The sequence below is a fragment of the Streptococcus symci genome (assembly GCF_006385165.1).
Lineage (GTDB): Bacteria > Bacillota > Bacilli > Lactobacillales > Streptococcaceae > Streptococcus > Streptococcus symci.
On sequence record NZ_VFJA01000001.1, the window covers coordinates 406,084 to 428,606 of the forward strand.

Here is a 22,523-nt window from a genome sequence, read left to right on the forward strand (position 1 = left end):
GTGGTGTTTGCCATGGAGGCTCTTGGTATCATGATTATGGCAACTTATGAAACCTTTGCGGCTGTTTACGATGCAGTGATGGATGATAGTTTATACGATAAATGGACGGATTTTTCTCTGCGTCACTTGCCTAAGACCAAGGAGAGAAAGAAACTCTTGGAATTGGCTTGTGGGACAGGAATTCAATCAGTGCGCTTCTCTCAGGCTGGTTTTGATGTGACTGGACTTGACTTGAGTGGGGATATGTTGAAGATTGCTGAGAAGAGAGCGGCTTCAGCCAAGCAAAAGATTGATTTTATCGAAGGCAATATGCTGGATTTATCCAAAGCATGTCAATATGATTTTGTCACTTGTTATTCGGACTCAATCTGCTACATGCAGGATGAGGTGGAAGTAGGGGATGTCTTTAAGGAAGTATATAATTCCCTCAACGAAGATGGGGTATTTATCTTTGATGTGCATTCGACCTATCAGACAGATGAAGTTTTTCCAGGCTATTCTTATCATGAAAATGCAGAAGATTTTGCAATGCTCTGGGATACTTATGAGGATGCGGCGCCTCACTCCATCGTGCATGAGTTGACCTTTTTTATCAAGGAGGCTGACGGTTCCTTTAGTCGCCACGATGAAGTGCATGAGGAGCGGACCTATGAGGTCTTGACCTATGATATTTTGCTGGAGCAGGCTGGTTTCAAGTCCTTCAAACTCTATGCGGACTTTGAGGACAAAGAGCCTACAGAAACTAGCACCCGTTGGTTTTTTGTCGCACAGAAGTAGGAGATTAGCATGACCATAACGGGTATTATCGCGGAATTTAATCCCTTTCATAATGGGCATAAATACCTGCTTGAGCAGGCTGAGGGACTGAAAATCGTTGCCATGTCTGGAAATTTCATGCAACGTGGAGAGCCTGCTATTGTGGATAAGTGGGCACGGGCCCAGATGGCACTGGAAAATGGCGCAGACTTGATAGTGGAATTGCCCTTTTTAGTCAGTGTTCAGGCGGCGGATTTCTTTGGTCAAGGAGCTGTGGATATCTTGGCTCAGTTGGGTATTGATAACCTCGCTTTTGGGACAGAAGAAATTTTGGATTATCAAAAAATCGCTGACTTATATACAGAGCGGGGTGCTGAGATGGAGCAATTTGTGGAAAATCTGCCTAATTCCCTTTCCTATCCCCAGAAAACCCAAGCCATGTGGAAGGAATTTGCTGGTCTTGATTTTTCTGGCAATACGCCCAATCATGTTCTTGCTCTTGCTTATGCCAAGGCAGTTGCAGGACGAAACATCAGGCTGTATCCGATTCAGCGTCAGGGGGCTGGTTACCATTCTGTGGATAAAGATGTGGACTTTGCCTCGGCGACAGCCCTGCGTCAGCACCAGAAGGACCAAGATTTTTTAGAACGCTTTATGCCTTCTATTGTCCTATTTGAGCAGGCCAGTAAGGTGAGCTGGGAAGACTATTTTCCCTTGCTCCGCTATCAAATCTTGTCCAATCCAGACCTAACCACTATCTATCAGGTCAATCAAGAAATGGCAGTGCGCATTAAAGAGGCTATTAAAACAGTCCAGTCTGTTGACGAATTGGTCGATGCGGTTACCACCAAACGCTACACCAAGGCGCGTGTCAGACGCCTCTTGACCTATATCTTGGTGCAGGCTAGAGAAAATGACTTGCCAGAAGTCATTCATGTCCTTGGATTTACTGAAAAAGGCAGGCAACATCTCAAGTCTTTGAAAGGGCAGGTCAATCTAGTCAGCCGAATTGGCAAAGAACCCTGGGATGCTATGACTCAAAAGGCTGACCAGATTTACCAACTGGGAAATCCAAGTATAGCAGAGCAGAATTTTGGAAGAGTACCGATTAGAATAGAAACAAACTAAGTCTACTGAAAGGTAGGCTTTTTGAGATTTTTTACGAATAATACTCTTCGAAAATCAAATTCAAACCACGTCAACGTCGCCTTGCCGTACTCAAGTACAGCCTGCGGCTAGTTTCCTAATTTGCTCTTTGATTTTCATTGAGTATAAATAGATAGAAAAGAAAATCTTGTACAAGTTCCTGACAATTTCTTTCTTTTCGTGTATAATAGTGGAAAAGAGGTAAAACGAGGTATGGTTATGGAAGCAGTTCTTTACTCAACATTCCGAAATCATTTAAAAGACTACATGAAGAAGGTAAATGATGAATTTGAGCCTTTGACGGTGGTCAATAAAAATCCAGATGAGGACATTGTAGTTCTTTCAAAGAGCGAATGGGACAGTATTCAGGAAACACTGAGAATCGCTCAAAATAAGGAGTTATCAGACAAGGTTTTGCGAGGAATGGCTCAAGTTCGTGCTGGAAGCACTCAAGTCCATGTTATTGAGGAGTGATGAATGCTACTCAAGTTTACAGAAGATGCGTGGGCAGATTATTGCTACTGGCAAACTCAGGATAAGAAAACCCTAAAACGAATCAACAAACTAATCAAGGATATTCAACGCGATCCATTTACAGGAATAGGTAAGCCAGAACCACTCAAGTATGATTACCAAGGAGCTTGGTCACGGCGTATTGATGCAGAAAATCGCTTAATTTATATGATGGATGGAGATAGCGTGGCTTTTTTGTCCTTTAAAGATCATTACTAAGTCTACTGCGAAGTAGGCTTTTTAGATAACAAGTTTATTTTAGTGATTGAGCCCTAAATTCCTCAAAACATATTCTATTTTAGGTTTGTGAAAATCACTTTTTTATGGTAGAATGTAAAAGAATGTATGTCATTCGGAATAACAATAAAATGAGGTAAAAACATGGAGATCATGTCGCTTGCGATTGCTGTTTTTGCCGTCATCATTGGTTTAGTCATTGGATATGTCAGCATCTCAGCTAAGATGAAATCATCTCAGGAAGCTGCGGAGTTGATGCTTTTAAATGCTGAACAAGAAGCAACTAATTTACGTGGACAAGCTGAGCGTGAAGCGGATTTACTTGTTAATGAAGCCAAGCGTGAAAGCAAGTCTCTTAAAAAAGAAGCACTATTGGAGGCCAAAGAAGAAGCCAGAAAATACCGTGAAGAAGTGGACGCTGAATTCAAATCAGAACGTCAAGAACTCAAACAAATCGAAAGTCGTCTGACAGAGAGAGCTACTAGCCTCGACCGTAAAGACGACAATTTGACGAGTAAAGAACAAACACTTGAACAAAAAGAACAAAGTATTTCTGATAGAGCGAAAAACCTTGATGCGCGTGAAGAGCAATTAGAGGAAGTCGAAAGACAAAAAGAAGCAGAACTAGAGCGTATTGGTGCCCTGTCTCAGGCAGAAGCACGAGATATTATCTTGGCTCAGACAGAGGAAAACTTGACCAAGGAGATTGCCAGTCGCATTCGCGAAGCTGAGCAAGAGGTCAAGGAACGTTCTGACAAAATGGCCAAGGACATCCTGGTTCAAGCTATGCAACGTATCGCTGGTGAATATGTAGCGGAGTCAACAAACTCAACGGTTCATCTGCCGGACGATACTATGAAGGGACGCATTATTGGTCGTGAAGGTCGTAACATTCGTACTTTTGAAAGTTTGACAGGGGTCGATGTGATTATCGACGATACACCAGAAGTGGTGACCTTGTCAGGATTTGATCCGATTCGTCGTGAAATTGCCCGTATGACAATGGAAATGTTGCTCAAAGATGGTCGTATCCACCCAGCTCGTATCGAAGAGTTGGTTGAGAAAAACCGTCAAGAGATTGACAATAAGATCCGTGAATACGGTGAGGCGGCAGCCTATGAGATTGGTGCGCCAAACCTTCATCCAGACTTGATGAAGATTATGGGACGTTTGCAGTTCCGTACTTCTTATGGACAAAATGTCTTGCGCCATTCGATTGAGGTTGCTAAGTTGGCTGGTATTATGGCCAGCGAACTTGGTGAGAATGCGGCTCTTGCCCGTCGTGCTGGATTCCTTCACGACATTGGTAAAGCTATTGACCGCGAGGTTGAAGGTAGCCATGTGGAAATCGGTATGGAACTGGCACGTAAGTACAAGGAACACCCAGTTGTGGTCAATACGATTGCTAGCCACCACGGTGATGTCGAAGCCGAAAGTGTCATTGCAGTGATCGTTGCTGCAGCAGACGCCTTGAGCGCGGCTCGTCCAGGTGCTCGTAGTGAGTCTCTTGAAAGCTATATCAAGCGTCTTCATGATTTGGAAGAAATTGCTAACAGCTTTGAAGGGGTACAAAATAGCTTTGCCCTTCAAGCAGGACGTGAAATCCGCATCATGGTAAATCCAGGACAAATCAAGGACGACAAAGTCACAATCTTGGCTCACAAAGTTCGTGAAAAAATTGAAAACAATCTCGATTACCCAGGAAATATCAAGGTAACCGTGATTCGCGAGCTTCGTGCAGTAGATTATGCTAAATAAATAAGAAAGAGCAGTTGAAAAATTACTGCTTTTTTGTTACACTAGATAGAAAGACTGTAAAGGATAATCTGGCTTTTTGCCGTTATTCTAGAGAAATGTTATTTCACAGACTGACTAAAAGGAGACACAATGGCAGACCGAGGCTTACTAATCGTTTTTTCTGGTCCTTCAGGGGTTGGAAAAGGAACGGTTAGAAGAGAGATTTTTGAGAGTTCTGAAAATCAATTTCAATACTCTGTATCGATGACGACACGTGCACAACGTCCAGGAGAAGTGGATGGTGTTGACTATTTCTTCCGTACTCGCGAAGAGTTTGAAGAGCTGATTCGTCAAGGACAGATGTTGGAATACGCAGAATATGTCGGTAACTACTATGGAACTCCTCTGACCTACGTCAATGAAACCTTGGACAAGGGAATCGATGTTTTCCTTGAAATTGAAGTTCAAGGCGCTCTTCAGGTCAAGAAAAAGGTTCCAGATGCTGTCTTTATCTTCCTGACACCACCAGATTTGGATGAATTGCAAGATCGTTTGGTAGGTCGTGGAACAGACAGTGCAGAAGTGATTGCCCAACGAATCGAAAAAGCCAAGGAAGAAATTGCCCTTATGCGTGAGTATGATTATGCGATTGTCAACGATCAGGTGCCCCTAGCTGCTGAGCGTGTCAAACGTGTGATCGAAGCAGAGCACTTCCGTGTGGATCGTGTCATTGGTCACTATCAGGAGATGTTACCGAAATCTCCAACTACCCGATAAAATTTAGAAAATAGGTACAAGCAAATGATGTTAAAACCCTCTATTGATACCTTGCTCGACAAGGTTCCATCAAAATATTCACTCGTAATCTTGGAAGCAAAACGTGCCCACGAATTGGAAGCAGGTGCGCCAGCAACTCAAGGTTTCAAATCTGAAAAATCAACTCTTCGCGCTTTAGAAGAAATCGAATCAGGAAACGTTACAATTCACCCAGATCCAGAAGGAAAACGTGAAGCAGTGCGTCGCCGCATCGAAGAAGAAAAACGTCGCAAAGAAGAAGAAGAAAAGAAAATCAAAGAGCAAATCGCTAAAGAAAAAGAAGATGGTGAAAAAATTTAAGGTTGGGGGGACTCAATCTTATTTTTTCTATTGTAAGAATATACTGACAAGGAGGAGGTGAGAAGATGGCTATAGCCAAGATTATTGTAGATGTGCCCTTGATGCAGACGGACCAGCCCTATAGCTATAGGATTCCTGAGGAATTTGAGGGAATGCTGGAAGTTGGGATGAGGGTTCATGTGCCCTTTGGTAAGGGCAATCGTCTGATTCAAGGAATTGTTCTTGGTTTGGAGTCCCAACCAGATGAAGAAGAGGCTAATCAAGATTTAAAAGATATTGCTGAGGTGCTGGATTTTTCTCCTGTGCTTACGCAAGAACAACTCTGGCTGGCTGAGGAGTTACGCAAATCTGTCTTCTCCTACAAAATCTCCATCCTCAAGGCTATGTTACCGGGATTTCTGAACTCTAGCTATGACAAGATTCTCTATCCTCTGGAAGGTCTGAGTCAGGAAGACCGAGAGCGTCTATTTGGTTCAGAAGATTCGCTAGCCTTTTCTTCTCTGGATTTAGCTAAGCAAGCTGAAATGATGCGTTTGACTAGAAAAGGCTTGCTTGGTCTAGAATATCAGGCGATTGATCAAAAGAAGGTCAAGACCCAGTCTTGGTATGAGGTGAATCTTGCTCAATTAGAAAATGTAGAGATTTCTACGCGTGCCAAGAAAAAGTTGGAATTGAGAGACTATTTGCTGTCTCATCCTGAGAGTGCTTCCTTGGCTAGTTTACTAGAGTCCTACTCGCGGGAGCAAGTCAACTTCTTTGTGGAACAAGGTGCTGTTACCATAATCCAAAAGGAAGTTCAACGCTCGGCTGCTTATTTTGAAGGGATTGAGGCAAGTCAGTCTTTGGAGTTGAATCCAGAACAAAGGCAGGCGCGTGATGCGGTTGTCAGTGCGATTGGCAGTCATCATCCTCCCTTCCTCCTTCAAGGAATTACAGGGAGTGGGAAGACCGAGGTATACTTGCAGATTATCCAAGGAGCTTTGGACAAGGGCAAGACAGCTATTTTGCTGGTGCCTGAGATTTCCTTGACTCCTCAGATGACGGAGCGTTTTATTGCTCGATTTGGTGAGAAAGTGGCCATCCTTCACTCAGGTTTGTCTAATGGTGAAAAGTATGATGAATGGCGTAAAGTGGAACGTGGCGATGCTCAAGTTGTTGTGGGCGCCAGATCGGCCATCTTTGCTCCGCTGAAAAATCTAGGTGTCATGATTATCGATGAAGAACATGAAGCGACTTATAAGCAGGACAGCAATCCCCGTTACCATGCTAGAGAGGTGGCTATTTTACGGGCTCAGTATAATCAAGCAGCCCTGGTACTTGGTTCAGCAACTCCTAGTCTGGAAAGCCGTGCTCGGGCTGGAAAAGGCGTCTATCAACACTTGCGTCTGACCCAACGTGCCAATCCTTTAGCTACGATTCCTGAGGTTCAAGTGGTTGACTTTCGGGACTATATCGGACAGAATGAGACGTCAAATTTTACGCCTCCTTTGCTAGAAGCCATCCAAGACCGTATGGATAAAAAAGAGCAGGTGGTTCTCATGCTCAACCGCCGAGGTTATTCTAGCTTTGTTATGTGTCGAGAGTGTGGGACGGTAGATACTTGTCCCAACTGTGATATTTCCCTGACCTTGCACATGGATACCAAGACCATGAACTGCCATTACTGTGGTTTTTCGAAGGACATTCCTCAAGTCTGTCCTAACTGTAAGAGTCGCAGCATTCGTTACTATGGGACGGGAACACAGAAAGCCTACGATGAACTAGCAGAACTCTTCCCTCAAGCCCGCATTCTGCGGATGGATGTAGATACGACGCGCAAGAAAGGAAGTCATCAAGCTCTGCTTGATCAGTTTGGGCGAGGAGAAGCGGATATCTTGCTGGGGACACAGATGATTGCCAAGGGCTTGGATTTTCCCAATGTGACCCTAGTAGGAGTTCTCAATGCGGATACAGCCTTGAATTTGCCTGATTTCCGTTCTTCTGAGAGAACCTTCCAACTTTTGACTCAGGTGGCAGGTCGGGCAGGACGTGCTGAAAAAGCTGGGCAGGTCTTGATTCAGTCTTACAATCCTCAGCACTACGCTATTCGATTTGCCAAGGATCAGGATTACGAAGGCTTTTATGCCTATGAAATGGGAATCAGACGACAACTTGGCTATCCACCTTACTATTTCACCATTGGCATTACCCTTTCTCACAAGAAGGAAGAAGAGGTAATCAAACGTGCCTATGAAGTCATGAACATTTTGCGGTCAGGCTTGTCAGAGACCAGTAACATTCTTGGGCCAACGCCCAAACCCATTGCCCGTACTCACAACCTCTATCATTACCAGATTTTAATTAAATATCGTTTAGAAGATGAGCTGGGGCAGACCCTCAACCAGGTCTTGGCCTTGACTCAAGAACGGGAAAATAGTGAGCTCCGTCTTAGCATTGACCATGAGCCACAGCAATTTTTATAAGAAGGAGAAGATATGACAAAATTAATCTTTATGGGAACACCCGATTTTTCAGCAACAGTCTTAAAAGGACTTTTGACAGATGACCGTTACGAAATTCTAGCTGTTGTAACCCAGCCAGACCGTGCCGTCGGTCGTAAAAAAGTTATTCAAGAAACCCCAGTCAAGCAGGCGGCCAAGGAAGCAGGGCTTCCTATTTATCAACCTGAAAAATTATCTGGAAGTCCTGAGATGGAAGCTATTATGAAGCTAGGAGCGGATGGAATTGTGACCGCTGCTTTTGGGCAGTTTCTTCCAAGTAAACTCCTTGATAGCATGGACTTTGCGGTCAATGTTCACGCTTCCCTCCTTCCTAAACACCGTGGTGGAGCGCCTATCCATTATGCCTTGATTCAAGGGGATGAGGAAGCTGGTGTGACCATTATGGAAATGGTTAAGGAAATGGATGCAGGGGATATGATTTCTCGTCGCAGTATTCCTATCACGGATGAGGACAATGTCGGCACCTTGTTTGAGAAATTGGCGCTAGTTGGTCGTGATTTGCTTTTGGATACTTTGCCTGCCTATATTGCTGGTGATATCAAACCTGAAGCGCAGGATCCAGGTCAAGTTACTTTCTCGCCAAATATCAAGCCAGAAGAAGAGAAATTGGACTGGAATAAAAGCAATCGTCAACTTTTCAACCAAATCCGTGGGATGAACCCGTGGCCTGTTGCCCATACTTTCCTTAAGGGAGACCGCTTTAAGATTTATGAAGCTCTACCAGTAGATGGTCAGGGAAATCCAGGAGAGATTCTCTCTATCGGCAAGAAAGAATTGATTGTCGCAACGGCAGAAGGGGCTCTATCCCTCAAACAAGTGCAGCCAGCTGGTAAACCTAAGATGGACATTGCTTCCTTCCTTAACGGAGTTGGACGTACATTGACTGTAGGAGAACGATTTGGTGATTAAAGTAGAAACAGCTAGAAGTCTAGCCCTAGCAGTATTAGAGGATGTTTTTATCAATCAAGCATACTCAAATATCGCCTTAAATAAGCATCTCAAGGGAAGTCAACTTTCGGCAGCAGACAAGGGCTTGGTGACTGAGCTGGTCTATGGAACGGTAGCCCGTAAACTGACTCTGGAATGGTACCTATCACACTTTATCGAAGACAGAGATAAGTTAGACAGTTGGCTTTATGTCCTTCTTCTTATGAGTGCCTACCAGCTCCGCTATCTGGACAAGATTCCAGACCATGCTGTGGTCAATGAAGCAGTAGAATTGGCCAAAGTCCGTAAAAAAGGCAGTGAAAAATTGGTCAACGCTGTCCTTCGTCGTATCTTGCGTGAAGGATGGCCAGATATCACCAGCATCAAACGAAAAAACAAGCGTGACTCCATTGCATATTCCCTTCCGGTTTGGCTAGTTGCCAAGCTCAAGGAAGAATACGGCGAAGAGCGAGCGCAAGCTATTTTTGAAAGTCTTTTGGTGCGAAACAAGGCCAGCATCCGAGTGACTGATTTAAGTCGAAAAGAGGAAATCAAAGCCTTGTTGGAGGCCAGTGATTCATCCTTGTCTCCCTCTGGTCTTGTGAAGGAGCAAGGGCATTTTGCAGGCCATGATTTGTTTGCGGATGGAGCCATTACCATCCAAGACGAGTCTAGTCAGCTGGTTGCTCCCGCTCTTGATTTACAAGGTGATGAGCAGGTTCTAGATGCCTGTGCGGCTCCGGGTGGAAAAACAGCCCATATAGCTTCTTATCTCACGACAGGTCAGGTTACGGCTTTGGACTTGTACGACCACAAGTTGGACTTAATTCAAGAAAATGCCCAACGTTTAGGAGTTGCAGATCGAGTTCAAACGCAAAAATTAGATGCCAGAAAGGTGCATGAGTTTTTTGGTCAGGATTCATTTGATAAGATTTTGGTGGATGCTCCCTGTTCAGGAATCGGTCTTCTGCGCCGTAAACCAGACATTAAATACAATAAAGAAACGGCAGATTTCGCGTCCTTGCAGGAAATTCAGCTAGAAATATTAGGTAGTGTTTGTCAAACACTACGCAAAGGTGGTATAATAACTTATAGTACCTGTACTATTGTCTCAGAGGAGAACTTTCAAGTCGTACAGGCATTTTTAGAAAGTCATCCTGAATTTGAGCAGGTAACACTAGAACATGAATGTAAGGATATCATGAAAGATGGCTGTATCCTCATCACACCTGAATTGTATGGAAGTGATGGATTCTTCATCAGTCAATTTCGCAAGATATCGGATTAGGAAGGAACTAACACATGGAAATTTCATTATTAACAGATGTTGGTCAGAAACGAACAAATAACCAAGACTATGTCAACCACTATGTCAATAGAGCTGGACGTACCATGATTATCCTAGCTGATGGTATGGGAGGTCATCGCGCAGGGAATATCGCTAGTGAGATGGCGGTAACAGACCTGGGTGTAGCTTGGGTTGATACACAAATCGATACGGTTAATGAAGTGCGTGAATGGTTTGCGAACAACCTTGAGATTGAAAATCAAAGGATTAACCAATTGGGACAAACTGAAGCCTATAAAGGAATGGGAACAACCCTTGAGGCTGTAGCCATTATTGATAATCAGGCTATTTATGCTCACATCGGAGATTCTCGTATCGGTTTGATTCGTGGAGAAGAATACCACCAGTTAACGAGCGACCATTCTTTGGTCAATGAATTGCTTAAGGCAGGTCAATTGACGCCAGAAGAAGCTGCTAGCCATCCACAGAAAAATATTATTACTCAATCTATTGGTCAAAAAGATGAAATTCAGCCTGATTTTGGAATAATCACCCTTGAGCCTGGGGACTATCTCTTACTCAATAGCGATGGTTTGACAAATATGATTTCAGGAAGTGAGATTTCTGATATTGTAACCAGCGATATTTCTTTGGAAGATAAGGCAGCAACCTTGATCCGTTTTGCCAACAATGCAGGTGGTTTAGATAACATCACAGTTGCCCTTATTGCTGTTAATGAGGAGGAAACAGAATGATCCAAATCGGCAAGATTTTTGCCGGGCGGTATCGGATTCTCAAACAGATTGGCCGAGGAGGCATGGCAGATGTTTACTTGGCTAAAGATTTGATTCTAGATGGGGAAGAAGTGGCGGTAAAGGTCCTGAGGACCAACTACCAGACAGACCCGATTGCTGTGGCTCGTTTTCAGCGGGAAGCGAGAGCCATGGCAGATTTGGACCATCCTCATATCGTTCGGATTACAGATATCGGTGAAGAAGAGGGACAACAGTATCTCGCAATGGAATATGTTGCTGGGTTAGATCTCAAACGCTATATCAAGGAACATCACCCTCTTTCAAATGAAGAAGCGATTCGAATCATGGGACAAATCCTTCTGGCTATGCGCTTAGCCCATACTCGAGGGATTGTTCACAGGGATTTGAAACCGCAAAATATCCTTTTGACCCCAGATGGGACTGCCAAAGTTACAGACTTTGGGATCGCAGTAGCCTTTGCAGAGACAAGTCTGACTCAGACCAACTCAATGCTAGGTTCCGTTCATTATTTGTCTCCAGAGCAGGCGCGTGGTTCTAAAGCAACTGTGCAGAGTGATATCTATGCCATGGGGATTATTTTCTATGAGATGCTGACAGGTCATATTCCTTACGATGGGGATAGCGCAGTGACCATCGCCCTCCAGCATTTCCAGAAACCATTGCCATCGGTTATAGCTGAAAATCCATCTGTGCCTCAGGCTTTAGAAAATGTTGTTATTAAGGCAACTGCCAAGAAATTGACAGATCGCTACAAATCAGTCGCTGAAATGTATGTGGATTTGTCGAGTAGTTTGTCTAATAATCGTCGTAATGAACCAAAGCTAGTCTTTGACGATGCAACTAAGGCAGATACTAAAACTCTTCCTAAAGTTCCACAAAGTACTCTGACTTCTATTCCTAAAGCTCCGGTACAAGAGGGAAGACCTCAATCTAAGCCCCAGCCTCATCAGACAGAAAAACCAGTACCTAGTCCAAAGCCAACCAAACGGCGTCGCCTGAAAGCACGTTATCCAATTTTATTGGCGACCTTCTTGTTAGTTGTGGCATCCTTGGTATGGATTTTATATAGAACGCCCGCTACCATTGCCGTTCCAAAGGTGGCAGGTCAGACGGTTGCTGAGGCTAAAGAAGCGCTTAAGAAAGCCAATTTTGAGGTTGGTGAAGAAAAAACAGAGGCTAGTGATAAGGTTGAAGAAGGTCGTGTTATTCGTACCGATCCTGACGCCGGTACGACACGCAAAGAAGGAACAAAAATTAATTTGATTGTGTCTTCTGGTCAGCAGTCTTTCCAACTCGGAAATTATCTTGGAAGAAAATCTAGTGATGTAGTGGCAGAGTTGAAAGGTAAGAAGGTTCCAGAAAATCTAATTAAGATTGAGGAAGAAGAATCCAACGAAATCGAAGCTGGTACAATCATGAAACAAAGTTTACCGGAGGGAACAACCTATGATCTTAGCAAGGCAACTCAAATAGTTCTGACTGTTGCTAAAAAAGTGAATTCTATTTCAATGCCAAGTTATATTGGTTCAACTCGAGAATTTGCAGTTAATAATCTTACAGAGATATATGGAATTAAAAAAGCTAATATCGAAGTTGTAGAAGTGTCTACTGCTCCTGAAGGAACAGGTGAGGAGACTGTTGTAGAGCAAAGTCCAAAACCGGGTGGAAAAATTGATTTAGCCAGCACACGTATTAAAATTTCGATTTATAAACCCAAAACACCACCATCAAGTTCCTCTTCAACGTCAGTTCCACGTGGTAACCAAGGTTCACCTACTACTCCAAATCAAGGGAATCAACAAGGTGGCCAGCAAGGAAATCAACAAGGAACGGTTCCTACTCCGACTCAACCAAATAGTGAAGGAAACCACGAAAATTCTCGTGATTAAACGAATCTTTGTCATGATTTCATGGCAAAGATTTTTTTTGAGTCCGGATTTGTGATAGAATAGAAAGAGTTGATAAAAGGAGGAACGCATGGAAGAATCAAGAGAATTAAATGCCGTCATCGATGTCATTATGTTAGCTGGAACCATTCTTCTCAAAAGTGGCTCAGAGATTCATCGTGTAGAAGATACCATGATTCGAATTGCGCATTCACAGGGAATTGTGGATTGCAATGTTCTTGCCATGCCTGCCGCTATCTTTTTTTCCATTGAAAATACCAATATTTCGCGAATGAAACGCGTGACTTCCTCTTCTTATAATATTGAAAAAGTCTGTGATGTGAACCAGATTTCTCGTCAGCTGGTAGGGGGGCAAATTGATTTAGAGACAGCCTTCAAGCAATTGACGGCCTTGCAAGCCCAGCCCCTTCCTTATACTAAGTTGCAGGTAACTTTGGCTGCGACCTTTAGTGCTCCTTTCTTTTCAATTATGTTTAGTGGAAATATCTACGACGCACTTGGGGCAGGAGTGGCTACCTTATTTGGTTTTGCCTTTTCCCTCTATGTGGAGAAGTTTATCCGAATTCCCTTTGTGACAGCCTTTGCTGGAGCCTTTGTCTTTGGGATGATAGCCCAGTTTTGGGCTCGCTACACAGGTTTTCCCTCAACAGCAGATTTGATTATAGCTGGTGCGGTCATGCCGTTTGTACCAGGAATTGCCTTGACTAATGCGGTCCGTGATATTATGACTAACCACATAAACTCTGGTATGAGTAAGATGTTTGAATCCCTGCTCATTACCCTTGCTTTAGGGGCGGGAACTTCTGTCGCCTTGGTATTGATGAATTAATATGACACTAACAACCTTTTTATTACAAGCAGTAGCAAGTCTTCTTGCCATTATCACTTTTTTAATCGTACTCAATGTTCAACGTTCTATGCTCTTACCAGGAGGGATTTTGGGCATGGCTGTCTGGCTGATTTATCTCTTGCTCAAGGAACCGACCAATGTTATTGTGGCTACTTTTATTGCAGCCATTATCGGTTCTTGTGTCAGCCAGATTTTAAGTATTCTTTATAAGACACCTGCTGTAGTCTTTATCTTGGCCATCTTGGCACCTCTGGTTCCGGGTTATCTTTCCTATCGAACAACTGCCTTTTTTGTGACGGGAGATTACAGTCATGCCATTGCTAGTGCAACCTTGGTTGTTATGCTGGCTTTGGTTATTTCCATTGGAATGGCTAGTGGAACAGTGATTCTCAGACTTTATTCTCACTTACGAAAACAGCATAATGGTTAGAATAATAAGAGACTTGATTTGGTGAATCAAGTCTTTTTTCTATCTTTTACTGCTATTTGTGATAAAATAGTATAGAACGATTTTTTACAATGAATGATAAAACAGAGGTAAATATGACAATCGGTATTGATAAGATTGGTTTTGCGACCAGTCAATATGTCTTGAAATTACAAGACTTAGCAGAAGCGAGGGGAATTGACCCTGAAAAATTAAGCAAAGGACTCTTACTCAAGGAATTGAGTATTGCGCCTCTAACTGAGGATATCGTGACCTTGGCAGCCAGTGCAAGTGACTCTATTTTAACTGAGCAAGAGAGACAAGAAATTGACATGGTCATTGTTGCTACCGAGTCAGGAATTGACCAGAGTAAAGCTGCGGCCGTCTTTGTGCATGGTTTGCTGGGCATCCAGCCCTTTGCTCGTAGTTTTGAGATTAAAGAAGCTTGCTATGGAGCGACAGCGGCCCTTCATTATGCCAAATTGCATGTGGAAAATTCTCCAGAGTCCAAGGTCTTGGTCATCGCAAGCGATATTGCCAAGTATGGTATTGAAACACCTGGAGAACCCACTCAGGGTGCAGGAAGTGTGGCTATGTTGATTACACAAAATCCACGTATTATGGCTTTTAATAATGACAATGTAGCTCAGACTCGTGATATTATGGATTTCTGGCGACCAAATTACTCGACAACTCCTTATGTAAATGGTGTCTATTCTACCCAACAATATCTAGATAGTTTGAAAACGACATGGCTTGAATATCAAAAACGCTACCAGCTAACTTTGGATGATTTTGCGGCTGTTTGCTTCCATTTGCCTTATCCTAAATTAGCGCTAAAAGGCTTGAAAAAAATAATGGATAAGAGCCTGCCTCAAGAGAAAAAAGACCTCTTGCAAAAGCATTTTGACCAGTCTATTCTCTACAGTCAAAAGGTGGGGAATATCTACACAGGTTCACTTTTCCTTGGACTTTTGTCTCTCTTGGAAAATACAGATAGCTTGAAGGCTGGGGATAAAATTGCCCTTTATAGTTACGGAAGTGGGGCTGTAGCTGAGTTCTTTAGTGGTGAATTGGTTGAAGGATATGAAGCTTATCTGGATAAGGACCGCTTGAACAAGCTCAACAAACGAACTGCTCTATCCGTTGCAGACTATGAAAAGGTCTTCTTTGAGGAAGTAGACTTAGATGAAACAAACTCTGCCCAGTTTGCTGGCTATGAAAATCAAGATTTTGCCTTGGTTGAAATTGTTGACCACCAACGCCGTTATAGCAAGGTTGAAAAATAATGAAGATAAGTTGGAATGGATTTTCTAAAAAATCATACCATGAGCGCCTCGAGCTGTTACAAGTTCAGGCGCTCCTTAGTCCTGACAAGCAAGCGAGTTTGGAGCAGAATGAACAGATGAGTGTGACTGTGGCAGACCAGCTGAGTGAGAATGTGGTGGGAACTTTTTCTCTGCCTTATTCGCTGGTCCCAGAGGTTCTCGTTAACGGTCAGGAATACACAGTTCCCTATGTGACAGAAGAACCGTCCGTGGTTGCTGCGGCCAGCTATGCAAGTAAAATTATCAAGCGAGCAGGCGGTTTTACTGCTCAAGTTCATGAGCGCCAGATGATTGGACAGGTAGCCCTTTATCAAGTTGCTGATCCTGAACAAGCGCAAGAGAAGATTGCCAGCAAGAAGGCTGAACTCTTGGAGCTTGCTAATCAAGCCTATCCTTCCATTGTTAAACGCGGGGGCGGGGCGCGTGATTTGCATGTCGAGCAGATAAAAGGCGAAACAGATTTTCTAGTCGTCTATCTTCATGTTGATACCCAGGAAGCTATGGGTGCTAATATGCTCAACACCATGTTGGAAGCTTTGAAGCCAGTCTTAGAAGAACTCAGTCAGGGACAGAGTCTCATGGGAATCCTGTCTAATTACGCGACCGATTCTCTGGTGACTGCAAGCTGTCGTATCGCCTTTCGATACTTGAGCCGCCAAAAGGATCAAGGACGAGAAATTGCGGAGAAGATAGCCTTGGCTAGTCAGTTTGCGCAGGCTGATCCTTACCGTGCTGCTACTCATAATAAAGGGATTTTTAATGGTATAGATGCCATTTTGATTGCCACGGGTAATGACTGGCGTGCCATTGAAGCAGGGGCCCATGCTTTTGCCAGTCGAGATGGACGCTACCAAGGTCTTAGTCAATGGACACTGGACCTTGAAAGAGAAGAATTGGTCGGTGAGATGACCCTGCCCATGCCTGTAGCGACCAAGGGTGGCTCTATCGGCCTTAACCCTCGTGTAGCCCTCAGTCATGAGCTACTGGGAAATCCTTCTGCCAAAGAATTAGCCCAGCTTATCGTGTCTATCGGACTTGCCCAAAACTTTGCAGCACTGAAAGCTTTGGTGAGTACAGGCATCCAGCAAGGCCACATGAAATTGCAGGCCAAATCCTTAGCTCTCCTAGCTGGTGCTAGTGAGTCTGAAGTTGCTCCCCTGGTCGAGCGCCTCATCGCAGATAAAACCTTTAACCTAGAGACAGCTCAGCGCTATCTCGAAAACTTAAGATCATAAAAAAACTCAGACGAATTCAGTCTGAGTTTTCTTGTGCTTAAATACTTTTTCCTGGTAATAGTGTAACTGGTAAAAAGTAACCAGTTGTTGCGACTTCTTTGCCTTCAATCTTTTGCAAGAGGAGGTCAACAGTGAGGCAGGCAATTTCTTCCAAGGGTTGCTTAATAGTAGCCAGTTGAGGGTAGTAATTCTCGATAAAGTAAGTCCCATCATAGCCGATGACCTTGAGCTCATCAGGAACAGAAATTCCCAGCTCTTGAGCGATTTTGATAACCAGGATAGCTGTCAAATCATCTGAAGCAAAGATAGCGTCTGGTTTCTGATGGGTCAAGATATTCTTGATTTCCATTTCTTTTCTGACGGGAGAAAAGTCACTGGAAACATTGATAATAGGAGCTTTTGGGAGTATGGAAGCAAAACCAGCGTGGCGTAGTCCAGTTGGCGAATTGGAATTGTCATTTCCTGTAATCATGATGATAGACTGGGCGCCTGTCTTAACCAAGGTCTGGGCAGCAAGAACCCCACCAGCATAGTTATCAGAGGAAACGACAGGAATGTCTGGCGACAGGTTTCGGTCAAAGGAAATAATCGGTGCGGTCACGCGGTTGTAGTCTTCGATTCCCAAGTTGTGACTACCAGAAATGATGCCGTCTACTTGATTGGCTTCCAACATTTCGATGTATTCACGTTCCTTCTCAGAGTCGTGTTCGCTGTTGCAGATGATGGTCTTGTAACCATTTTTAAAGAGTTGGTGTTCCAGCTTATCAATTAATTCTGCGTAGAAAACGTTGGAAATATTGGGGAAAATCAAACCGATTAACTTAGCTGATTTCCCTTGCAGACTACGAGCCAGGTTGTTGGGTTTATAGCCCAATTCCCGCATGGCTTCATTAACCTTTTGAATGGTTTTTTCAGAGAGATAACCTTTTTTGTTGATAACCCGAGAAACGGTAGTAGGGCTGACGCCTGCAAGTTTGGCGACATCAGTTAGTTTTGCGACCATAATCTAATTCATAGTAAGTTCCAGTTGGGTTTCCAGATTTAATCAGGATACCATTTTGGCCCGCATGTGGGAAGACACGACCAGAAAATACTTTTTCTCCTTTATTGATGAAAATTTCAAAGACAGAGTTATCGATGAAGATTGTAGCAGTAGTAGCCTGGTTATCGATTGGGCAAGAACGAGTTGTTCCAAATTCTTGGGCATACTGTTCTCCAGCCTGGCTACGATCCACTGTTACTTGACCATTTACAAGGTCAAAGTTGATTGAAAGTCCCTTACCTTCTTTATCAGCAAGTAGGACAATTTCGCTCTGGCTATTAACTTCCAAGTTGAGTTCGAGTTCGTATGTGTTCTTGGTTTGAACACGGTTTGAGAAGGCTTCTTCAGAGGCACGAAGGTCCTTGATGGCTGCGACTGGGTATTGGTAGAGCTTGCCGTCTTTGATAGTGAGTTCCTTGATCAAAGAGAAGGTTCCTTGGTGGTCAAAACGGTCAGATGGATATGAAACATCAGGTAAACCAAGCCAGCTAACAGCTAGAGCACGTCCATCAGGAGCGTTGAAGGCTTGAGTAGCATAGGCTTCGAAACCATAGTCCATGTTTTGAAGTTGAGACACATCTACCATTTTGGCATTTTCAGGGTCAAAGGAAGCCCCAATCTTATACATATTTGGATAGATATTGTCATAGTCTAGAACATCTTTATCCAATCCTTGTGGGCAGTATAGAAGGACAGGTTGCTCGCCTACAAAGACCAGGTTTGGACATTCCATCATGTAGGCAGTGCGGTCGTTAGCAAAGTCAAGGTTGCCAACTGCTTGCCAGTTTGTGTAGTCGTTGTCAATAGCTTTGTAGAGACGGACGAAGCCTTTTTTCTCCAAGTCCTGTCCACCGACGATGGCATAATATTGACCTTTAAAGTTAAAAATTTGCGGATCGCGGAAGTGGTCAGTTGAGTCAGCAGGCTGGTCAATCAAGATCTTATCAATCTTTGTAATCTTGCCATCTTTGTCCATCAAAGCTCCAATCTGGTAAGGGTGACGGATCCAGTTTTCATCACGAACATTTCCTGTATAAAATAGGAACAAGTTATCACCAAACTGCATGGCAGAACCAGAATAGGCACCGTGACTATCTAATGGAGTATCAGGCAAAACTTTGACTTCGGTTTCTGTGAAGTGAACCAAATCATCGCTTTCCAATTGAACCCAAGATTTCAAACCGTGGGCTGCACCAAAAGGAAAGTTCTGATAAAAGACAATCCACTTCCCATCAAAGTAAGAAAAGCCATTGGGGTCATTGAGAAGTCCTGTTTTTGGCTCAACATGGTAATGAGTATGCCATGGAGATTGTGCCATATTTTCTTTTATATGTTGAATTTCTTCTTGCGTCCAATCTTGATAAAGTCTGTAACGACGCTCAGTTGTCCATTCCATTCATTCATTCCTCCAAAAATCTTATCACTTTTAATAGTAACCGTTTTCGGAAAAAAAAGCAAGCCTTTTATGTTAAAAAAGAGAAAAAACTGTCAAACGTTTGTCACAAAATAAATGCAGGAAATCAATCAAATTTTCACGAAAATATGAAAGAGAATGAAACAAAACCCTTTTAAATAAGATTTTAAACTTATTTTTTCAAGGAATACCTGATAAAACAGTCAAAATCAATCAATCTAAAGCATGCTTACTAAGTGGATAGAATATTTTTTCTGCAAAACGCTTGACATATTTCTAAAACATGATAAAATAATAGTCGTAAGGGCGGATAAAATCGCTTTCAAACAAGAACAAAAAATTTTATAAGGAGATTTTTGCAAATGAACAATCAGGAAATTGCAAAAAAAGTCATTGATGCCTTGGGCGGACGTGAAAATGTCAACAGTGTTGCCCACTGTGCGACTCGTCTACGTGTCATGGTCAAAGATGAAGAGAAAATCAATAAAGAAGTGATTGAGAACTTGGAAAAAGTTCAAGGTGCTTTCTTTAACTCAGGTCAATACCAAATCATCTTTGGTACAGGTACAGTTAACAAAATGTACGATGAAGTTGTTGCGCTTGGTTTGCCAACATCATCTAAAGCTGACATGAAAGCAGAAGCTGCTAAACAAGGGAACTGGTTCCAACGTGCTATCCGTACTTTCGGTGACGTTTTCGTTCCAATCATCCCAGTTATCGTAGCGACAGGTCTTTTCATGGGTGTGCGTGGTCTTTTCAACGCTCTTGAAATGCCACTTCCAGGAGACTTTGCAACTTACACTCAAATCTTGACAGATACAGCCTTCATCATCTTGCCAGGTTTGGTTGTGTGGTCAACCTTCCGTGTATTCGGTGGAAATCCTGCCGTTGGTATCGTTCTTGGTATGATGCTTGTTTCTGGCTCACTTCCAAACGCTTGGGCAGTTGCTCAAGGTGGTGAAGTAACAGCTATGAACTTCTTTGGTTTCATCCCTGTTGTTGGTTTGCAAGGTTCAGTTCTTCCAGCCTTCATCATCGGGGTTGTCGGAGCTAAATTTGAAAAAGCTGTCCGCAAGGTTGTTCCAGATGTGATTGACCTCTTAGTAACGCCATTCGTGACACTTTTGGTTATGTCTATCCTTGGACTCTTTGTCATCGGACCAGTCTTCCACGTCGTTGAAAACTACATCCTTATTGCTACAAAAGCGATCCTCAGCTTGCCATTTGGTCTTGGTGGTTTCTTGATCGGTGGGGTTCACCAATTGATTGTCGTGTCAGGTGTGCACCACATTTTCAACTTGCTTGAAGTTCAATTGCTTGCTGCTGACCATGCTAACCCATTCAACGCGATCATCACAGCTGCTATGACAGCTCAAGGTGCTGCGACTGTTGCGGTTGGTGTTAAAACTAAAAATCCAAAACTAAAAACACTTGCTTTCCCAGCTGCTCTTTCTGCCTTCCTAGGTATTACAGAGCCTGCTATTTTCGGGGTTAACTTGCGCTTCCGTAAACCATTCTTCCTTTCATTGATTGCTGGTGCAATCGGTGGTGGATTGGCTTCTATCCTTGGACTTGCAGGTACTGGTAATGGTATCACCATCATCCCTGGTACAATGCTTTACATCGGTAACGGACAACTTGCACAATACCTTCTTATGGTAGCTGTATCATTCGTTCTTGGTTTCGCTCTTACTTATATGTTTGGTTATGAGGATGAAAAAGAAGTTGCTACTGAAGTAGAGACAGAACGTTTGGTCCAAGAAGAAACAACTGGTAACATTCCAGCAGCTCTTCAAAATGAAACACTTGTAACTCCTATCGTTGGTGATGTTGTCGCTCTTGCTAATGTCAATGATCCAGTCTTCTCAAGTGGAGCTATGGGACAAGGTATCGCTGTGAAACCAAGTCAAGGTGTGGTATATGCACCAGCTGATGCTGAAGTTTCAATTGCCTTTCCAACAGGACACGCTTTTGGCTTGAAAACAACTGATGGTGCTGAAGTTTTGATCCACGTTGGTATTGACACTGTATCTATGAACGGTGACGGTTTTGAAGCAAAAGTTGCTCAAGGTGACAAGGTTAAAGCGGGCGATGTTCTTGGAACATTTGACTCAAACAAAATCGCTGCAGCGGGACTTGATGATACAACAATGGTTATCGTTACAAACACAGCTGACTATGCTTCAGTAGCTCCAGTCGCAACAGGTTCAGTTGCGAAGGGTGATGCTGTGATCGAAGTGAAAATCTAATCAATCCTCTCTAATGTGAAAACGAACAAATGACATGTTTGTTCGTTTTTGCTTGAATGGTAAGATTTACAGAGGAAAATCTAAAAAATAGAGAAATTTAGACTTTCGAAATATGCTATAATAAAGAAAATAAAAACAAGAGGTTTATCATGACAAAATTATATGGAAGCTTGGAAGCGGGCGGTACAAAGTTTGTCTGTGCTGTCGGTGATGAAAACTTTAACGTTGTAGAAAAAACACAATTTCCAACAACAACTCCAATCGAAACAATCGATAAAACCATTGAGTTCTTCTCAAAATTCGATAATCTTGCTGGTCTTGCAGTTGGTTCATTTGGTCCGATTGATATTGATAAAAACTCAAAAACTTATGGCTTTATCACAACGACTCCAAAACCAAACTGGGCAAATGTGGACTTGCTTGGTGCCCTTCGTCGCGCCCTCAACGTGCCAATGTACTTTACAACAGACGTAAACAGCTCTGCCTATGGTGAAGTGGTTGCCCGTAATAATGCTGGTGGCCGTATCGAAAACTTGGTTTACTACACAATCGGTACAGGTATCGGTGCTGGTGTTATCCAACGTGGTGAGTTTATCGGTGGTGTGGGTCACCCTGAAATGGGTCATTACTATGTGGCTAGACACCCAATGGATATTGAAAAAGAATTCAATGGTGTTTGTCCATTCCACAAAGGCTGTTTGGAAGGCTATGCAGCTGGTCCAAGTTTGGAAGCTCGTACAGGTGTTCGTGGGGAAAATATTGAACTCAACAACCCTGTTTGGGATGTTCAAGCCTACTATATCGCTCAAGCTGCGGTCAATGCGACAGTGACTTTCCGCCCAGACGTGATTGTCTTTGGTGGAGGAGTCATGGCTCAACAACACATGCTGGACCGTGTCCGTGAGAAATTTACAGCTCTTCTCAATGGTTACCTACCAGTACCTGATGTGCGTGACTACATCGTGACGCCAGCAGTAGCAGGAAATGGTTCTGCTACTCTTGGAAACTTTGTTCTTGCAAAAGAAGTTTCAAAATAAAGCACAAAATCCGCTTGGGAAACCAAACGGATTTTTT

At 43.2% G+C, this 22,523-nt stretch carries 20 protein-coding genes; 18 read left to right on the forward strand and 2 right to left on the reverse strand.

Annotation, left to right across the window (positions count from 1 at the left end):
- The first annotated feature begins 36 nt into the window (after positions 1 to 36).
- The 16 genes from FJN11_RS01890 to FJN11_RS01970 all read left to right on the forward strand — a co-directional run bounded on the left by FJN11_RS01890 (position 37) and on the right by FJN11_RS01970 (position 16,744).
- Positions 37 to 777 (forward strand): class I SAM-dependent DNA methyltransferase, encoded by a 741-nt coding sequence (locus FJN11_RS01890; protein WP_281280797.1) that lies wholly within the window; start codon positions 37 to 39, stop codon positions 775 to 777.
- Positions 778 to 786: 9 nt separating this feature from the next.
- Entirely contained in the window at positions 787 to 1,884 is a 1,098-nt protein-coding gene (locus FJN11_RS01895; protein ID WP_140223923.1) for a nucleotidyltransferase, read from the forward strand.
- 237 nt (positions 1,885 to 2,121) lie between these two features.
- Positions 2,122 to 2,376, forward strand: a complete 255-nt coding sequence (locus FJN11_RS01905) for a type II toxin-antitoxin system Phd/YefM family antitoxin (protein ID WP_000388572.1) — start codon at positions 2,122 to 2,124, stop codon at positions 2,374 to 2,376.
- 3 nt (positions 2,377 to 2,379) lie between these two features.
- Positions 2,380 to 2,634: a Txe/YoeB family addiction module toxin gene (locus tag FJN11_RS01910; protein ID WP_000924730.1), complete on the forward strand. Its 255-nt coding sequence runs from the start codon at positions 2,380 to 2,382 to the stop codon at positions 2,632 to 2,634.
- Between the two features lie 162 nt (positions 2,635 to 2,796).
- Complete coding sequence (locus tag FJN11_RS01915; RefSeq protein WP_049488388.1) at positions 2,797 to 4,410, forward strand: ribonuclease Y; 1,614 nt, start codon at positions 2,797 to 2,799, stop codon at positions 4,408 to 4,410.
- A gap of 129 nt (positions 4,411 to 4,539) precedes the next feature.
- On the forward strand, positions 4,540 to 5,166 hold the full coding sequence (gene gmk / locus FJN11_RS01920; protein ID WP_000775041.1) for a guanylate kinase: 627 nt from the start codon (positions 4,540 to 4,542) through the stop codon (positions 5,164 to 5,166).
- 24 nt (positions 5,167 to 5,190) lie between these two features.
- Positions 5,191 to 5,505 carry a DNA-directed RNA polymerase subunit omega gene (rpoZ, locus tag FJN11_RS01925; protein ID WP_000979235.1) on the forward strand — a complete coding sequence of 105 codons (315 nt, stop codon included), beginning with the start codon at positions 5,191 to 5,193 and terminating at the stop codon, positions 5,503 to 5,505.
- 65 nt (positions 5,506 to 5,570) lie between these two features.
- Positions 5,571 to 7,967 carry a primosomal protein N' gene (locus tag FJN11_RS01930; protein WP_140223924.1) on the forward strand — a complete coding sequence of 799 codons (2,397 nt, stop codon included), beginning with the start codon at positions 5,571 to 5,573 and terminating at the stop codon, positions 7,965 to 7,967.
- 12 nt (positions 7,968 to 7,979) lie between these two features.
- The gene (fmt, locus tag FJN11_RS01935; protein ID WP_049552164.1) at positions 7,980 to 8,915 is read left to right on the forward strand and encodes a methionyl-tRNA formyltransferase; all 936 of its coding nucleotides are present in this window, start codon (positions 7,980 to 7,982) and stop codon (positions 8,913 to 8,915) included.
- Complete coding sequence (gene rsmB / locus FJN11_RS01940; RefSeq protein ID WP_049552196.1) at positions 8,908 to 10,221, forward strand: 16S rRNA (cytosine(967)-C(5))-methyltransferase RsmB; 1,314 nt, start codon at positions 8,908 to 8,910, stop codon at positions 10,219 to 10,221. Before fmt ends, rsmB begins: the two co-directional genes overlap by 8 nt.
- Before the next feature lie 14 nt (positions 10,222 to 10,235).
- Positions 10,236 to 10,976 (forward strand): Stp1/IreP family PP2C-type Ser/Thr phosphatase, encoded by a 741-nt coding sequence (locus FJN11_RS01945; protein ID WP_049511028.1) that lies wholly within the window; start codon positions 10,236 to 10,238, stop codon positions 10,974 to 10,976.
- Positions 10,973 to 12,886 (forward strand): Stk1 family PASTA domain-containing Ser/Thr kinase, encoded by a 1,914-nt coding sequence (gene pknB, locus FJN11_RS01950; RefSeq protein WP_049511029.1) that lies wholly within the window; start codon positions 10,973 to 10,975, stop codon positions 12,884 to 12,886. Before FJN11_RS01945 ends, pknB begins: the two co-directional genes overlap by 4 nt.
- A gap of 88 nt (positions 12,887 to 12,974) precedes the next feature.
- Positions 12,975 to 13,733: a threonine/serine exporter family protein gene (locus tag FJN11_RS01955; RefSeq protein WP_023946522.1), complete on the forward strand. Its 759-nt coding sequence runs from the start codon at positions 12,975 to 12,977 to the stop codon at positions 13,731 to 13,733.
- Position 13,734: 1 nt separating this feature from the next.
- Entirely contained in the window at positions 13,735 to 14,184 is a 450-nt protein-coding gene (locus tag FJN11_RS01960; protein ID WP_020901615.1) for a threonine/serine exporter family protein, read from the forward strand.
- A 113-nt stretch (positions 14,185 to 14,297) separates the two neighbouring features.
- Positions 14,298 to 15,470: a hydroxymethylglutaryl-CoA synthase gene (locus tag FJN11_RS01965; RefSeq protein ID WP_181146374.1), complete on the forward strand. Its 1,173-nt coding sequence runs from the start codon at positions 14,298 to 14,300 to the stop codon at positions 15,468 to 15,470.
- Positions 15,470 to 16,744 (forward strand): hydroxymethylglutaryl-CoA reductase, degradative, encoded by a 1,275-nt coding sequence (locus FJN11_RS01970; protein ID WP_140223925.1) that lies wholly within the window; start codon positions 15,470 to 15,472, stop codon positions 16,742 to 16,744. The genes FJN11_RS01965 and FJN11_RS01970 overlap by 1 nt, the downstream gene beginning before the upstream one ends.
- A 37-nt stretch (positions 16,745 to 16,781) precedes the next feature.
- Here the strand turns inward: FJN11_RS01970 and FJN11_RS01975 are convergent, their stop codons facing one another.
- Together FJN11_RS01975 and FJN11_RS01980 are read right to left on the reverse strand one after the other, a co-directional pair.
- A complete protein-coding gene (locus tag FJN11_RS01975; protein ID WP_140223926.1) occupies positions 16,782 to 17,747 on the reverse strand; it encodes a LacI family DNA-binding transcriptional regulator in 966 nt (321 codons plus the stop codon).
- Positions 17,728 to 19,182: a sucrose-6-phosphate hydrolase gene (locus FJN11_RS01980; RefSeq protein WP_140223927.1), complete on the reverse strand. Its 1,455-nt coding sequence runs from the start codon at positions 19,180 to 19,182 to the stop codon at positions 17,728 to 17,730. The genes FJN11_RS01975 and FJN11_RS01980 overlap by 20 nt, the downstream gene beginning before the upstream one ends.
- Before the next feature lie 380 nt (positions 19,183 to 19,562).
- On the opposite strand from FJN11_RS01980, the gene FJN11_RS01995 reads away from it, so the two are divergent.
- Positions 19,563 to 21,449 carry a sucrose-specific PTS transporter subunit IIBC gene (locus FJN11_RS01995; protein ID WP_140223928.1) on the forward strand — a complete coding sequence of 629 codons (1,887 nt, stop codon included), beginning with the start codon at positions 19,563 to 19,565 and terminating at the stop codon, positions 21,447 to 21,449.
- A gap of 149 nt (positions 21,450 to 21,598) precedes the next feature.
- The gene (gene scrK / locus FJN11_RS02000) at positions 21,599 to 22,486 is read left to right on the forward strand and encodes a fructokinase ScrK (RefSeq protein WP_049524643.1); all 888 of its coding nucleotides are present in this window, start codon (positions 21,599 to 21,601) and stop codon (positions 22,484 to 22,486) included.
- Positions 22,487 to 22,523: the final 37 nt, after the last annotated feature.